The organism is Chitinophaga skermanii (genome assembly GCF_003259335.1).
In the GTDB taxonomy this organism is placed as follows: Bacteria; Bacteroidota; Bacteroidia; order Chitinophagales; family Chitinophagaceae; genus Chitinophaga; species Chitinophaga skermanii.
The window spans coordinates 74,062-87,330 of record NZ_QLLL01000009.1; the positions used below are offsets into that span (position 1 = coordinate 74,062).

A 13,269-nucleotide genomic window follows, 5' to 3' on the forward strand; every position below is an offset into this window, starting at 1 on the left:
ACATATAGTGACCTAGCTATGCGTGCTGTTGTTCCCCCTTTTTCACGTTTAATACAACCAAAATGAAGAAAACGCTATGGAGTATCCTCTATGGGATCGCCATCATTGGCTTATTCAGCCAAGGAAAATGCACGAAAGACAATCACAAATCCGATTGTAGCGAATTTATGCGTACCATGTTTGCACCGCCTTTGTTTATAATGATTAAAGAGAATGGCAAAGCTATTTCCAATGAAGCGGCTAGTAAAGTAAAAGTGTATCAAAACGTGGATGGACAAAAAAGATATTTCAATACAAGGAATGCAGGGGAAAATGAGCAATTGGCTTACCCTGTGATTATTGTGATGGATGTGTTGGAAGCTAGTATTAATAAAACAAACACGTTCTATGTAGAATACGGCGATGCACAAACGCCTAGCAACAAACTGGAAATTAGTTACATGGGAAGATCGGCAGAAACGAATTGCCAATACAAAATGAAATCAATTAAATTCGATAATAAAGTGCCTACTACAGATACGTCGGTAGTTTACCGTCCATATGTTTTAAATAAATAACCGCTTGTAAAAAAGGCATCCCTACTTGGTAGAGATGCCTTTTGTTTTATTTGATTGAATATCTAACGCCTACATAAAACTCTCGCCCCCTAGTGGGGCCCCATACAGAAGAAAGATCAAAATAAGGTCCGAATGGATGCTCGGCACTAATAACCGGGTTCGGTTGTCGATAGTTCGCGATGTTCTCGCAGCCTGCATATAGCTCCAATGTTTTTAATCTGAAAGTTCCCTGGATGTTCACCGTAGCATACGCATCCGACGTAGTAGGTCGGCGGTATTGGGGTGGATTCGCTTGCGTATTCGGCAAGTGCATTTTATCAAACCAATGTGTATTTACATCGGCTTGCCAGCGGTTGTTTTTTGTACGGTACGATAAGGCCGACATAGCACGGTTACGCGGGTTAAAAGGCATCGTCAATTGTTGACCATTCTCTTTTCTATACACAGCTAAATAGTTGTAGGCAGCACGGAATTCCATTTGTTGGAAAAACGTTAGCGCGGCATCAATTTGTAGCCCGTTAGAACGAGAACCGCCCGTTAAATTGCGCATCACTATTTTACCGGGATCTTGATCGTAATCGGCATAAAACTGTCGTTGGAAGCGGGCTTGGTAAAAGTCGGCACTAAGGGTACCAATGGTTTGCCCTAGTTCGAATCGCCAAGTGTAGCTAAGGCCCCAGTTAACAGCTTGTTCTGGTCGTAATGTAGATTCGAACACGATATTACGCGAGCTGGTGAGCACAACGGGTTGTTCGCTGAACAAGTTCACTTGTCGCCACCCTGTACCTGCAGAGGCGCGGAAAATATGGTTTTCATGCGGCGAGTATTTCAACATACCGCGGGGTGTAAAATACCATCCTTCCGTTTGGTGATGATCCATTCTTGCCCCGGCGATGAACACCAATTGATCATCGAACCAATGAAACGTATTTTCGGCAAACACACCTGGTACACGTAAACGCGTAAGGTAGCGACCGGCATACGTTTTAGTGGGTTCCGGTTTTGTGAATTGAATATCTTCTGTTAGTGCCTGGTAGCGGTAGCTAGCGCCGTATTTAAGGTTATGTTGGCCCCATTGTACTTCGTGTTGCAAATTGAGGTAGCCTACTTGTTGTTTGCCTTTGTAAGCAAGCGTGCCGAAGTAGGCGTTTTGGTGATGTCCAAAGCCCATTACGTTTACACTCAATGCATGTTGCGGCGAAAACCGGTATGCCACTTTTGCATAGGCTTCCGGCTGGTTGTACGCTACTTGCTGCCCGTACACTTGGTCGCTCCCTTTATCGCCGGAAGCTTGGTAGCCCACTTGGCCACCTACCCTTTGCTCGTGCACATAACGCAAGCCGAATTGGGCATTCCAACCCGTCTCGCCATCATTGCCATACTTCCACTTGTTATATACCATGTAACGTGTTAACAAGGGCAAATCGAGGAAACCATCATCATTACCATCTACCCGCCTCGAAGGTTGCACTGTATGTAAAGCAAGCATGGTGTGCCACTTCTTTTTCTCGCCTACAGCTGTGGCTACATTCGCATTCAAATGTTTTTCGCCGAAACTATTCATGTAAGCGTTTAAGTGCAAACGTTCTGCTTTATCTACGTGCCTTGTGTCCAGGTTAATTTGTCCACTAATGCTTTCATAACCTTGTAATACCGAGGTGGCCCCTTTAGCCACGTAGATGTTTTCAACTACGGTGCCGGGGTAAGAACTAATACCATAAGTATAACTCAGCCCTTGTATCATGGGCAAACCATCTACCAGCACTTGGTTATACACACCCGATAACCCAAGAATGCGCAACTCCTGTGCATTGGTAACGATGTTCGTGGTTTGCGGCTGTACCGATGCTTGTGTACCGAAACAACCGGCCAAATCACAACAAGCAGCTTTGCTTAGTTCGTGGCGGTTAATCACCTCGATTTTCACCGTAGAAAGACTGGAAATATATGCCCCGTTCCGGGTTGTGACGGTTACGCCACTTAGCTCTCCAGGGAGTTGTTCGAGCGTAATGCTCATATATAACTTACCATCCCAAGCAATTGTATCCGTTTTATAACCTGTAAACGTAGCTACTAGGCGCTTATCAGTTACATTGTCGGCTACGATCGAAAACATGCCGTTTTCGTTTGCTACTACAGCAGTTTGGCTACCTATCCAACGTACAGTTCCGCCGGGTAATATTTCCCTGCCTTCAACAGTTTTGCCGAATAGTTTGCCTTTGATTGTTTGTGCCTGGAGTACCTGGGTAAGGAGTAAGAAAATTACAACGCTTACCGTTCTCATGCTTGCTTGGATTTAGGCGATTTGTTTTGTTTTACACGGTAAGGCGTGGTGCTTTTATCGTCGCAACCAGGGGTTGTTTCGATGGCTTTGTAGATTTGTTCTAAGCTAATAACCGTTTCGTCGAATTGCACCGTGAACTTAGAGATATTGGATTTGCGTTTGGTAAATTCCACCGCTTCAATACCATCTAAGTTAACGAGCTGTTTTTTAATGGTGGGCATATCGCCGTCGCAAGTAAGATTGGTAATGTTAATCTCTACTTTCTTGGGTTCGTTGTTATTGGATTGAGCGGATGCTACTCGTGGTGTAACAACAAAGCATACGATGGCGAATAGAAAAAATAAAACGCTTTTCATGTGTAATTATTTGCAATAAAAAGAATAGGAAATAGGCTGTTACTCGCCGTTACTGGCCAGCACAGTTTTACAGTAGAACATATGTTCAACACAAATAAAAAGGAACTATAAAAAGCGGGGAGGTTGCCAAAAATCGAATACGGGTACGAGGGGTAATTTATCTTGGCCATGTAGCACAAAAATGGTGGCTACAGGTTGTTCTTGTATAATGCTTGTTTCAGTATAAGCGGGTAGCCATGCATGTACGCAACAAGCGCAAAACTGGAAAGGATTGCCTTCATTCTTGCATCCTTTTTCTGTATCGGCATCATCGTTACAAGTATCGGCAGAGCCGGCTTCATGCTTACAACAATCGATTCTTGGTTCAATGGAAAACACAGGGCTGGCCGTTGCGACCATCATCACAACCAGCATACATAAAAACCCTATCCATTTTAACCAGTTTCGCATGAAAACCTTTTAGATGACTCAAATATACCTATTCAATCTCTCATTTTAACGCAGGAGGAATGCTTTATTGCTTATAGATCGCACTAACCTAACATACAACATTCATACACAGTTATTTGAGCATAAAAAAAGAGGAAAGTCTCCTTTCCTCTTCCTTCAATAATTTATGATTCTGCTTGGTAAGCCGCGATAAACTCGTCGACACTCTGTGCTTTTTCTAAGGTAAAATCACCAATGCGTGTACGGCAAAGCTTACTTAAATGGCCGCCGCAACCGATGGCTGCACCGTAATCGTTGGCTAATGAACGGATATAAGTACCCGTACTGCATACTACCCTAAACGATACGATCGGTAATTCGGCCGATACGATCTCGAATTCTTCAATCACAATCCTGCGTGGTTCCACTGTTACCTCTTTCCCTTGGCGGGCTAAGTGGTAAATAGGTTTCCCATTTTGCTTAATAGCCGAGTGAATAGGTGGCAATTGCATTTGCTCACCGAGGAATTTGTTGGCCACCGTTTGCAATTCTTCCAAGCTGAGTGCCGGCACTTCTTTGAAATCTGTTGGTTCGGATTCTAAATCGAAGGTAGGCGTAGTTGCGCCCAAGGTAAACGTACCTGTGTATTCTTTGATTTGTGCTTGGTACTCGTTGATCTTCTTCGTCATTTTACCTGTACAACAGATCAAGAGGCCCGTGGCTAATGGATCTAAGGTTCCGGCATGACCAATCTTCGCTTTCGTTGTATTACGGATTTTGCGTACTACGTCGAAGGAAGTCCACGTAAGTGGCTTATCGATCAAGATCACTGCGCCTTCATGATATTTATTTTTTTCAGCTTGTTCCATCCTGCAAAGATAGCAAGGCTTTAGCGATTTACGCGAGGCGATCGTTCCAAATATCCCAAGATGCCTCCGCCTGTAATATCAACATTTCATGCCCGTTCTTCGTTGCCGCGCCTTGCGCTGCTCCTTTTTGAAGGAACAATGTTTCGGCTGGGTTATACACGAGATCGTACAATAAATGTTTGGCCCCCATATCGCTATAGGGCAATGCCGGTGCGGCATCTACATTTGGGTACATGCCTAAAGGCGTAGTGTTAATAACGAGGGTATGCGATTTTATCAACTCACTGGTTACATCTTCATAGCTCAAAATACCATCTTGCTTCGTACGGCTTACTACTTGGTAGGCTATACCTAGTTTCTCCAGCACGTATTGTACAGCTTTGGCTGCCCCGCCGGTGCCTAATACTAGTGCTTGGGTATGGTGTGCCTGTAAGAGGGGTTTTAAAGAGTTTTCGAAGCCGATAACGTCGGTATTATAACCGGTTAGTTTACCATCCTTTTCCTTTTTGATACAGTTGACGGCGCCAATTTTTTGCACGGCATCGCTGAGCTGGTGGAGGAACGGGATCACTTGTTCCTTGTAAGGAATGGTAACGTTAAGCCCTTGGAGTTCTTTATGGGATGCCCATAAAGCCGGGAAATCGTTGATGTTGGGAATGGGAAAGGTGTCGTATGTACAGCCTTGAATGCTTTGGGTTTCGAACTTGTTAGCGAAGTAGCCTTTGGAGAAAGAGTGGCTAAGAGGAAAACCGATCAGGCCGTAAAGTTTCATACGATGTGTTTTTAATAGGGGGAAAATACAAAACAGTACCGAGTTTGCTGGCAAGCTGGGTACTGTTTTGGAAATAATGTATTCTAGGGAGAAGATTATTCTTTGTCGAGGAATAATTGGAAGGTATCACCTCTCAAACCTACACGCATAGCTTCGAGTGCGATTACTTCATGCGGCGCTAGGTTACCGAGGTTTGCATTGCAGCCGATTAATTCCAAGAAGTACAATTGTTGTGCTTTTTGTGGCGCTTCCCAAATGATTTTTTCAGAAGGAATTTGCGTTAAGATCTCTTGTACCAAACCTTCACGCACCTCACCTGAACCACGGTAAATACCAACGTTACCACTTTCACGGGCTTCCGCGATCACATACGTTGCACCTGCTTCCAATTCAGCACGCATTAACTCGATCCATTTGTATGGTGGAATGATGTGTTCAGCATCTTTCGAACCTACTTCCGATAAAACGGTACCATAATTGGCCAATTTCTCGATATAACCACATTTCTCGGCATGCGGGATGGTGATAGAACCATCACTCACTTCCATATAAGTAATACCATAATCTTGGATCACTTTAATATAGTCTTCGAATTGGTTCCTGATGAGGAAAGCTTCGAAAAGTGTACCACCGAAGTAAATAGGAATATTAGCTTGTTGATATATTTCGATTTTTTCTCTCAAGTTTGGCGTCACATACGAAGTACCAAAACCCAGCTTCACGATATCCACATGTGGTGTGGAAATGGACAAAAAATTCTTTACTTCTTGAATACTCAAGCCCTTATCCATCACCATGGTAAGGCCGTTCGTGCGCGGTTTAACCGTGCGATCCGGCATCTGCGAAAGGTTAAAATTCATTTTGAAACATGTTTTTCTTCTAACTGGCTGGTCGGCCAAAACTAATTCCTATGCTGCCGCAAAGCGACAAACAATTATTGATTCAATAAATTTTAAACAACAAAATAGTCCGTTAAAAATTAAGGGACCAATTTAGAAAACCGCCGCAAAAATAAGAAGTCCTATTAATTGATGGGAGAAATTATTTTTTCTACTTTTTCTTACGATATTGACCGATGAGGTCTACAACGCTCGGGTGTTGCAATACGGAAGGGTCTAGCTCTACCATCTTTTTCAACAGCTTGGGCGCCATTTGTAAAGCGGTTTCGAGCTGGATAAGGCCTTCTTTCGACTTTCCCGTGGCGATGAGAATCGCTGCCCTGTAGTAGATAAATACCGGTTTATGGCCGATTTTGCTTTCTGCGAACTCAATTTGTTCTATTGCTTCCTCGTAAAATTGGCTGGCGTATAATCCCCGGATGAGCTCCAAACGGGCATTGATACTGCTTGGTCGTAAGCGAACTGCGTTCATAAAGAAGCCTAAGGCCTCTTTATTGCGCTGGAGTTCCAGCAGGCAGCCACCCATCGACATGTTATATTCTGCACTCTGTTTATTGATCTTAATGGCGCTTTGGAGTGATTTTACGGCATTTTCCCAGTTCTCTTCGAGCATGTAAGCCACGGCGATTTTGTAGTATAGTTTATCGTCGGTAGGACTTAAATGCACCGCTTTCCTGTAGTAGTAACGGGCTTGGGTGTACCGGTGCATGCGTTCATAGCAATGCCCGATAGCTTCGTAAATCACATCTTCCGGCTTGGCAATCTCTAAATGCTTCTGCAATACCTCGATGGCCTCGTTGTATTTGCGTAAGCGGATAAAGGCATCGCCCATGTTCCGGTAGGCATAATCGAACTTTTCGTCGATTACTACCGAGTATTGGTAGGCATCGATGGCTTTTTCGTACAGTTTCAACCCTTGGTAAGCAGTACCCAGGTTGAACCATGCGAGGTGATTATATGGGAATTCGTTGATGATATTGTTGTGCAAACGGATACTTTCCTCGTTACGACCAGTAAACTCGGTCCAGAAGCATATTTTATGCAGAGCTTCTACATTATTGGGATCGTGTTCGAGTACCATTTTCAGGCAATCGAATACCTTTTCAAACTCCTCCCAATCGTCGTACACATCGGCTAATTCCAATAATAATTCGGTGCGGTCTTCACCAGAAAACTGGTCGATATGATTTTCAATTAATCTTGCGGCTTTTTCGTGTTGATTGAGAGCGAGGTAGACGTCTGTTTTTAAGATATATAAGTTAATATCGTTGCTATCGAGGAGAGCGGCTTTTTCGAGAATATCAAGCGCTTCTTTATATTTCTTCGATTCTATGAGGAGGCTGGATTTTTTGAGCAGTAATTGCGATGAGAAGGGAAACTGCTCGATGGCCATTTCGGCCGCTTGAATAGCATTGTTCAACTCATCGTGTTCATCATAATAATCAATAATCTGTTCAAAAGAATCCTCGTCCAGGAAGGAATGCGAGCGACCCTCTTTAAGATTCTCAAATTGCTGGAGCAAATCCCTCAAATCTTCAAAATCCTCGTTAAACTCGTTAAATGATGGGAAATCGTGACTCATTAATTCAAATATAGGGAGAAATACTGCCGTAACCAAACAGCAGTTACGCACCACTTATGCACGTTTTAGACCGATTTTACAGTTTCTTTAACATTTTCTTAAGATTTTGTGTTATCTTAAGTTAAGGATATGTTAGAATTGCTCAAAAACTCGTATCTTTGTTATACAATGAAAAGCATAATACATATAACCAAATCTTTATCATTGTCTTGCCTGTTGGCAGGTATACTCATTTTGACTGGATTTAAAGCACAGGCAAATGAATCAGTGCTGCCTGACGACAATAAAGACAAGATTGCGAAAAAAGTGGATGATCGACTTTTCATGCCTAAAACCAATCTCAGCATGGACGCTGGTTTCAAAACATCGGGCATGATCAATTCTGCGTTTAAATTATCTAGTACCTACGCACCTGAACCACAGGTCACCACGCCAGCCTTCAAGAAAGGTAATTTTACATTCGTTTTACCGGCGAATTTCCAAATGCAACAAACTGCACCTGTAGATATTCAAAAGTATCATAAAGTGCAAATTTCAATTCCTTTAAGAAGAGGCTAACGTTAATCGCAAAGATATTTTAAAGAGGCTACCTGGTTCGGTACCTCTTTTTTTATGCCCAGTTAGGTCGATTATGGAACGGGCTTTTGAGGCTATATGGTACCGTTGTTGTGTTACTCACTTGTACGACTTTCAACACTACTGAACCATATCAATCATTGACACATCAAATAATTACATCACATAAAAAAAGGGCACTGTATACAGTGCCCTTTTTGCTATCAAAAAACGTTACCCGGCATTAACCTCTTAACTTCTTTAATTCATCTTGAGAAATTTCGCGGTAACCGTGCGGAATATCGAATACACTGGCAGGAACAGGGCTAAGATCAACCTTGGTAGCGAGCACTTTCAGTTTATGATTAGCCTTCATGGGAATTTCGAATTCAAGCGGTAATCCTTTTAGGTTAGAGAAGCGGCGGTTGTACATGCGGCTTTCTGGTACTAACTGGGTAGTGTAGTACACCTCGAACTGTTGTCCATCCTTCATTTTACCGATCGCTTTCTTACAAGTATAGCCTGCAATCTCCTTCGTACCTTCTTGGTCTACGAATTGAATATTATCGAAGGTTTTCCATTCCTTCTCGAAAGCATCTTTCGGTGTACGAATAAGATATTTATCGCCATGGTTATCTAGCAAGGTAACCATGGTAGATGTTTTTGCATTGGTGATATAAATGTAATTCACCACGTTAAACGACATATCAATACGACTTAAATCGCCGCGAATGTATTGAACCATGGTTGAATTGGCCATCATCGCGTCCATTTGGGCTTGCTCTGCAGGCAGCTCAATTTTGTACGTGATTTTAGCATCTGAAATAGTGCGTTGTGCCTGCGCATGCAGGCTCAAACTAGTGAAAAACACCACCACTAAACTTTGTAATAATACTAATTTCTTCATAGTGCTTTAGTTTCATAGGGAAAGGGTGAAAAATGTGTGCCAAAGTACGCATATCCGCTACCAGGCTGGTTTTTCTTTGTTTATAAAAGCGGCAATGCCCTTTTTACAATCGGCATGCTCGCGGGTTTTAGCGTTTAACGTGGCTGCATAATTCAACGCATCCCTTAAAGGTACATCTTGCACGGCCGCGATTAATTGCTTCGTTAAGCCCAAAGAATTGGCCGAAGCATCATTACACAGCGTTTGCGCGAAGTCATCCACGTATTGTTTCATGTCTTTTGCTTCCACGATCTCGTTAATTAACCCAATCTCGCGCGCATACCGTGCTTCTATCAATTTTCCACTCAACAACAACTCCCTTGCCCTGCCCTCGCCGATCTTCCGCACTAAAAATACGGCTACAATCGCCGGGATAAACCCAATCTTCACTTCCGTGTACCCAAATTTAGCATGTGGCACCGCGAAACAATAGTCACACACCGTTGCCAATCCCGAACCGCCGGCAATCGCATGGCCTTCTACCATGGCAATAATCACCTTCGGTAAGGTATACATGGTTTCGAAGAGCAACTTTAATTGCGATGAATCGGCCAAGTTTTCTTCAAATGTATTCTTTTGCAATTGCTGTAAATAGCCAAGGTCGGCACCTGCACAAAAAGCTTCGCCGCTGCCTTGGAGTACAATCACTTTTACATGATCGTCGGCACCGGCTGCTGTAAAGGTGGATTGGAGTTCTGCAACGACTTCTCCATTCAATGCATTGCGCTTTTCGGGCCTGTTGAGCGTTATATACGCTACGCGGTTCCTCACTTCGTAAGTTACATATGAATACATGTCCGAAAATTAAGCAATTATCAGCGGATAAATCGCTTACATATTATGTATTTCTTTCCCTAGCAGGCATAAAAAAGCCCCGGGATTTGCCCGGAGCTTTCTAAGTATTTGCCAGGTAAGGATTTATACCATCCTTATCCCTATATTATTTTTTCACTTCTTCTATCGCATGTCCAACAGCGCCATTTGGCATTTGTATATGCAATAAAGCTGCTACCGTGCTGGCAATGTCGGTCATGTAAGTAGTACGGTTCGTTGAGCCGCCTTGCTTAATACCCCAGCCCATCCACACTAACGGGATATGCGTATCGTACGGGTTCCAAACACCGTGGTTAGCACCCGTAGCACCGCCGTACGACCAACCTGGTTGTAAGAACAACATGAAGTCGCCGCTGCGTTGGGTATTATAACCGTTGAGTGCCATGCTACGGATCGGCTCGATTAATGGAGCATCGCCCCATCTTTCTTCATCGATTACGTTAGCAATGCCTACTTGTTGTTTCATCAACGGGTGAATGAATGCTTTTACTTGTTCCAGTTTTTTACCGGCTTGTTCAATCGCTTTGTAGTTCATGTACACTTGGTAGTTCTGGATAGTGAGAATTGCGTCGCTGATACCAAATTCTTTCTTTGCAGCTTCGTTAATGGCTTTGGTGAAAGCAGATTGGTTCCACACGCCTGCAGGAATACCGTGTTCTTTGTTAAAAGCAGCAATATTTTGCACGCCGTGGTCGGCTGTAAGGAACAAGGTATAGTTGCCTTTACCCACTTTTGCATCGAGATAATCGAAGAAAGCACCAAGGTCTTTATCGAGGCGGAGGTAAGTATCTTCTGTTTCGATGGAATTCGGGCCGAATTGATGGCCAACATAGTCGGTTGAAGACAGGCTAACGTTGAGCATATCGGTTACATCTCCTTTACCCAATTGGTAAAAATCCAATGCTTTTTTCGCGAATTCTAAGGTATAAGTATTACCGAACGGGGTGCTGCACAAATCTTCCATATTGGTTGATTTGCTAAGGTCGTGCGGGAAAGTGGAAGTTTTCTCGCCTTTGAATTTACCTTCCCAAGCTACATCATCGGCTGTGCTTTGGGTATAGGTGTTAATTGGGTACAAAGTACTCCAAGGCGTAGAAAGGTATTTTTCCGGCCATTTTTGCGCGTTGAATTCTTTCGCAAAGGCTGGTAAATCGTTCATGTAATAAGTGCTGGTAATGAAAGCCCCTCTTTCTCCATCATACCAAAAAGCTGCATTGGCAGCGTGGCCTGCTGGCAGGATAGCGCCGCGGTCTTTCAACGCGATGCCGACTACTTTACTTTTGAAATTGGTAGCGATACGGAGTTCGTCGCCGATCGTATTGGTAAGCATGTTACGCGGGCTCATTAAGCCATCTTTCGTATCGGTACCAACGGTTTGCACGGTGGTATCTTCAACACAATAAACGCGGCGGTTTAAATCGCGGCTGTACCAGTTATTCCCGAGAATGCCATGGAGGGCAGGTACGGAACCTGTATAAACACAGGCGTGGCCGCAAGCTGTAATGGCGGGAGTGTAAGGTAAAAACGTGTTTTCGCAGGAAAAACCTTGCTGTACGAGTCTTTTGAATCCATTATTCGTGTAACGATCATAGTAGCGGTATAAAAAATCCCAACGCATCTGGTCTACAACGATTCCTACCACTAATTTCGGCCTGGCGAGCTCTTTTGATACTATTTTACCATTAGATGGTACATTATTGGCGGTTTTCTGTGCAAAAACGCCAAATGGTGACAAAATAAGCAACAGACCGGCAAGCATTTTCTTCCGGTTCATAATAAAAAAGCAAAAATGGTGAAGAAACAAAAGTAACCTAAGTTTACAAAAAACATAATTTTAATACCTTTGTAACCGGAATTTTGATAACCATTAATTTAAAGTTATTAATAATATGGATATTTTCGAGAAGCTATTGAAAAGCTTAGGACCTATTGGCCAACACTCTGATAGGGCGCATGGATATTTCGCTTTCCCAAAATTGGAGGGTGAAATTGGTAACCGCATGCAGTTCAGAGGTAAAGAGAAAATCGTATGGAGTTTGAACAACTACTTGGGGTTAGCCAACCACCCGGAAGTTCGCCAAGCTGACATCGATGCTGTATCTCAATTTGGTTTAGCGTACCCGATGGGTGCACGTATGATGAGTGGTAACTCTGATCATCATGATAGGTTAGAAAAGGAATTGTCTGAGTTTGTTAAGAAGGAAGACACCATGTTGTTAAACTACGGCTACCAAGGTATTTTGAGTGCAATCGATGCGATTTGCGGCCGTAGAGACATTATCGTTTACGATGCTGAAAGCCATGCATGTATTATTGATGGCGTTCGCTTGCATCCAGGTCACCGTTATGTGTTTAAGCACAACGACGTAGCAGATTGCGAAAAGCAATTAAAGCGTGCTACTGAGTTAGCTAAAACAAGCGGTGGTGGTATTTTGGTTATCACTGAAGGTGTGTTTGGTATGGGTGGTGATCAAGGTAAATTGAAAGAAATCGTTGCCTTGAAAGATACATATGAATTTAGATTGTTGGTAGACGACGCGCATGGTTTCGGTACGATTGGTGCAACAGGTGCGGGTTGTGGTGAAGAGCAAGGTTGCCAAGATGGTATCGACTTGTACTTCTCAACATTTGCAAAATCAATGGCATCTATCGGTGGTTTCATCAGTGGCGATAAAAACATCATCACTTACCTCCGTTACAACATGCGTTCACAAATCTTCGCGAAATCGTTACCAATGCCTTATGTATTAGGTAACTTGAAGCGTTTAGACATGTTACGTAACAGGCCGGAATTGAGAGAGAAATTATGGTCGAACGTTAAGAAATTACAACAAGGTTTACGCGATAACGGTTTCGATATCGGCGCTACAGATTCACCGGTTACACCGATCTACTTGAAAGGTGATATCCCTGAAGCAACTGCGATGTGTTTGGATTTACGTGAGAACTACAACATCTTCTGTTCAATCGTAGTGTACCCAGTTATTCCGAAAGGTCAAATCATCTACCGTATTATCCCAACCGCGGCCCACACAGATGAAGACATCGAATTAACATTGAAAGCTTTCAAAGAAACAAAAGAGAAATTGGATGCGCAAGTGTACAAAGTTGCGGAAATTCCAATGACCTAATTTTTGATACATTCTTTTTAGAAAAAAGGCCGTCTTCACTTTGTGAAGGCGGTTT

Annotated in this window: 13 protein-coding genes; 3 read left to right on the top strand and 10 right to left on the bottom strand. The window is 43.2% G+C overall.

The annotated features are described in order from the left end of the window. Positions 1 to 62 precede the first annotated feature (62 nt). Complete coding sequence (locus LX64_RS21130; protein ID WP_111599694.1) at positions 63 to 557, top strand: hypothetical protein; 495 nt, start codon at positions 63 to 65, stop codon at positions 555 to 557. Positions 558 to 603: 46 nt separating this feature from the next. Here LX64_RS21130 and LX64_RS21135 read toward each other — a convergent pair whose 3' ends face one another. From LX64_RS21135 to LX64_RS21165, 7 genes are all read right to left on the bottom strand, one after another. Continuing rightward, a complete protein-coding gene (locus tag LX64_RS21135) occupies positions 604 to 2,841 on the bottom strand; it encodes a TonB-dependent receptor (RefSeq protein WP_111599695.1) in 2,238 nt (745 codons plus the stop codon). After that, positions 2,838 to 3,197 (bottom strand): heavy-metal-associated domain-containing protein, encoded by a 360-nt coding sequence (locus LX64_RS21140; protein WP_111599696.1) that lies wholly within the window; start codon positions 3,195 to 3,197, stop codon positions 2,838 to 2,840. The genes LX64_RS21135 and LX64_RS21140 overlap by 4 nt, the downstream gene beginning before the upstream one ends. A gap of 105 nt (positions 3,198 to 3,302) precedes the next feature. Then, the gene (locus LX64_RS21145) at positions 3,303 to 3,647 is read right to left on the bottom strand and encodes a hypothetical protein (protein ID WP_148707413.1); all 345 of its coding nucleotides are present in this window, start codon (positions 3,645 to 3,647) and stop codon (positions 3,303 to 3,305) included. 164 nt (positions 3,648 to 3,811) lie between these two features. Beyond that, positions 3,812 to 4,495: a tRNA pseudouridine(55) synthase TruB gene (gene truB / locus LX64_RS21150; protein WP_111599698.1), complete on the bottom strand. Its 684-nt coding sequence runs from the start codon at positions 4,493 to 4,495 to the stop codon at positions 3,812 to 3,814. A gap of 28 nt (positions 4,496 to 4,523) precedes the next feature. Beyond that, entirely contained in the window at positions 4,524 to 5,267 is a 744-nt protein-coding gene (locus LX64_RS21155) for a shikimate dehydrogenase family protein (RefSeq protein ID WP_111599699.1), read from the bottom strand. 95 nt (positions 5,268 to 5,362) lie between these two features. Then, a complete protein-coding gene (locus LX64_RS21160) occupies positions 5,363 to 6,127 on the bottom strand; it encodes a phosphosulfolactate synthase (RefSeq protein WP_111599700.1) in 765 nt (254 codons plus the stop codon). A gap of 190 nt (positions 6,128 to 6,317) precedes the next feature. Further along, positions 6,318 to 7,748, bottom strand: coding sequence for a tetratricopeptide repeat protein (locus LX64_RS21165; protein ID WP_111599701.1), 1,431 nt, complete (start codon positions 7,746 to 7,748; stop codon positions 6,318 to 6,320). 129 nt (positions 7,749 to 7,877) lie between these two features. Here LX64_RS21165 and LX64_RS21170 point away from each other — a divergent pair, with 129 nt between their 5' ends. After that, on the top strand, positions 7,878 to 8,306 hold the full coding sequence (locus LX64_RS21170) for a hypothetical protein (RefSeq protein ID WP_148707414.1): 429 nt from the start codon (positions 7,878 to 7,880) through the stop codon (positions 8,304 to 8,306). Between the two features lie 241 nt (positions 8,307 to 8,547). On the opposite strand, the gene LX64_RS21175 is transcribed toward LX64_RS21170, so the two are convergent. From LX64_RS21175 to pafA, 3 genes are all read right to left on the bottom strand, one after another. Continuing rightward, positions 8,548 to 9,210: a DUF4412 domain-containing protein gene (locus LX64_RS21175; protein ID WP_111599703.1), complete on the bottom strand. Its 663-nt coding sequence runs from the start codon at positions 9,208 to 9,210 to the stop codon at positions 8,548 to 8,550. Between the two features lie 57 nt (positions 9,211 to 9,267). Next, entirely contained in the window at positions 9,268 to 10,044 is a 777-nt protein-coding gene (locus LX64_RS21180; RefSeq protein ID WP_111599704.1) for an enoyl-CoA hydratase/isomerase family protein, read from the bottom strand. Between the two features lie 145 nt (positions 10,045 to 10,189). Then, on the bottom strand, positions 10,190 to 11,842 hold the full coding sequence (gene pafA / locus LX64_RS21185; protein ID WP_245952766.1) for an alkaline phosphatase PafA: 1,653 nt from the start codon (positions 11,840 to 11,842) through the stop codon (positions 10,190 to 10,192). Positions 11,843 to 11,972: 130 nt separating this feature from the next. On the opposite strand from pafA, the gene LX64_RS21190 reads away from it, so the two are divergent. Then, positions 11,973 to 13,214, top strand: coding sequence for an aminotransferase class I/II-fold pyridoxal phosphate-dependent enzyme (locus tag LX64_RS21190; protein ID WP_111599706.1), 1,242 nt, complete (start codon positions 11,973 to 11,975; stop codon positions 13,212 to 13,214). Positions 13,215 to 13,269 lie beyond the last annotated feature (55 nt).

What these genes read in the sequence shown, in the direction of transcription:
- LX64_RS21130 (WP_111599694.1), top strand. Translation starts at nt 63, where the DNA reads ATGAAGAAAACGCTATGGAGTATCCTCTATGGGATCGCCATCATTGGC.
- LX64_RS21135 (WP_111599695.1), bottom strand. Translation starts at nt 2,841, where the DNA reads ATGAGAACGGTAAGCGTTGTAATTTTCTTACTCCTTACCCAGGTACTC.
- LX64_RS21140 (WP_111599696.1), bottom strand. Translation starts at nt 3,197, where the DNA reads ATGAAAAGCGTTTTATTTTTTCTATTCGCCATCGTATGCTTTGTTGTT.
- LX64_RS21145 (WP_148707413.1), bottom strand. Translation starts at nt 3,647, where the DNA reads ATGCGAAACTGGTTAAAATGGATAGGGTTTTTATGTATGCTGGTTGTG.
- truB (WP_111599698.1), bottom strand. Translation starts at nt 4,495, where the DNA reads ATGGAACAAGCTGAAAAAAATAAATATCATGAAGGCGCAGTGATCTTG.
- LX64_RS21155 (WP_111599699.1), bottom strand. Translation starts at nt 5,267, where the DNA reads ATGAAACTTTACGGCCTGATCGGTTTTCCTCTTAGCCACTCTTTCTCC.
- LX64_RS21160 (WP_111599700.1), bottom strand. Translation starts at nt 6,127, where the DNA reads ATGAATTTTAACCTTTCGCAGATGCCGGATCGCACGGTTAAACCGCGC.
- LX64_RS21165 (WP_111599701.1), bottom strand. Translation starts at nt 7,748, where the DNA reads ATGAGTCACGATTTCCCATCATTTAACGAGTTTAACGAGGATTTTGAA.
- LX64_RS21170 (WP_148707414.1), top strand. Translation starts at nt 7,878, where the DNA reads ATGTTAGAATTGCTCAAAAACTCGTATCTTTGTTATACAATGAAAAGC.
- LX64_RS21175 (WP_111599703.1), bottom strand. Translation starts at nt 9,210, where the DNA reads ATGAAGAAATTAGTATTATTACAAAGTTTAGTGGTGGTGTTTTTCACT.
- LX64_RS21180 (WP_111599704.1), bottom strand. Translation starts at nt 10,044, where the DNA reads ATGTATTCATATGTAACTTACGAAGTGAGGAACCGCGTAGCGTATATA.
- pafA (WP_245952766.1), bottom strand. Translation starts at nt 11,842, where the DNA reads ATGCTTGCCGGTCTGTTGCTTATTTTGTCACCATTTGGCGTTTTTGCA.
- LX64_RS21190 (WP_111599706.1), top strand. Translation starts at nt 11,973, where the DNA reads ATGGATATTTTCGAGAAGCTATTGAAAAGCTTAGGACCTATTGGCCAA.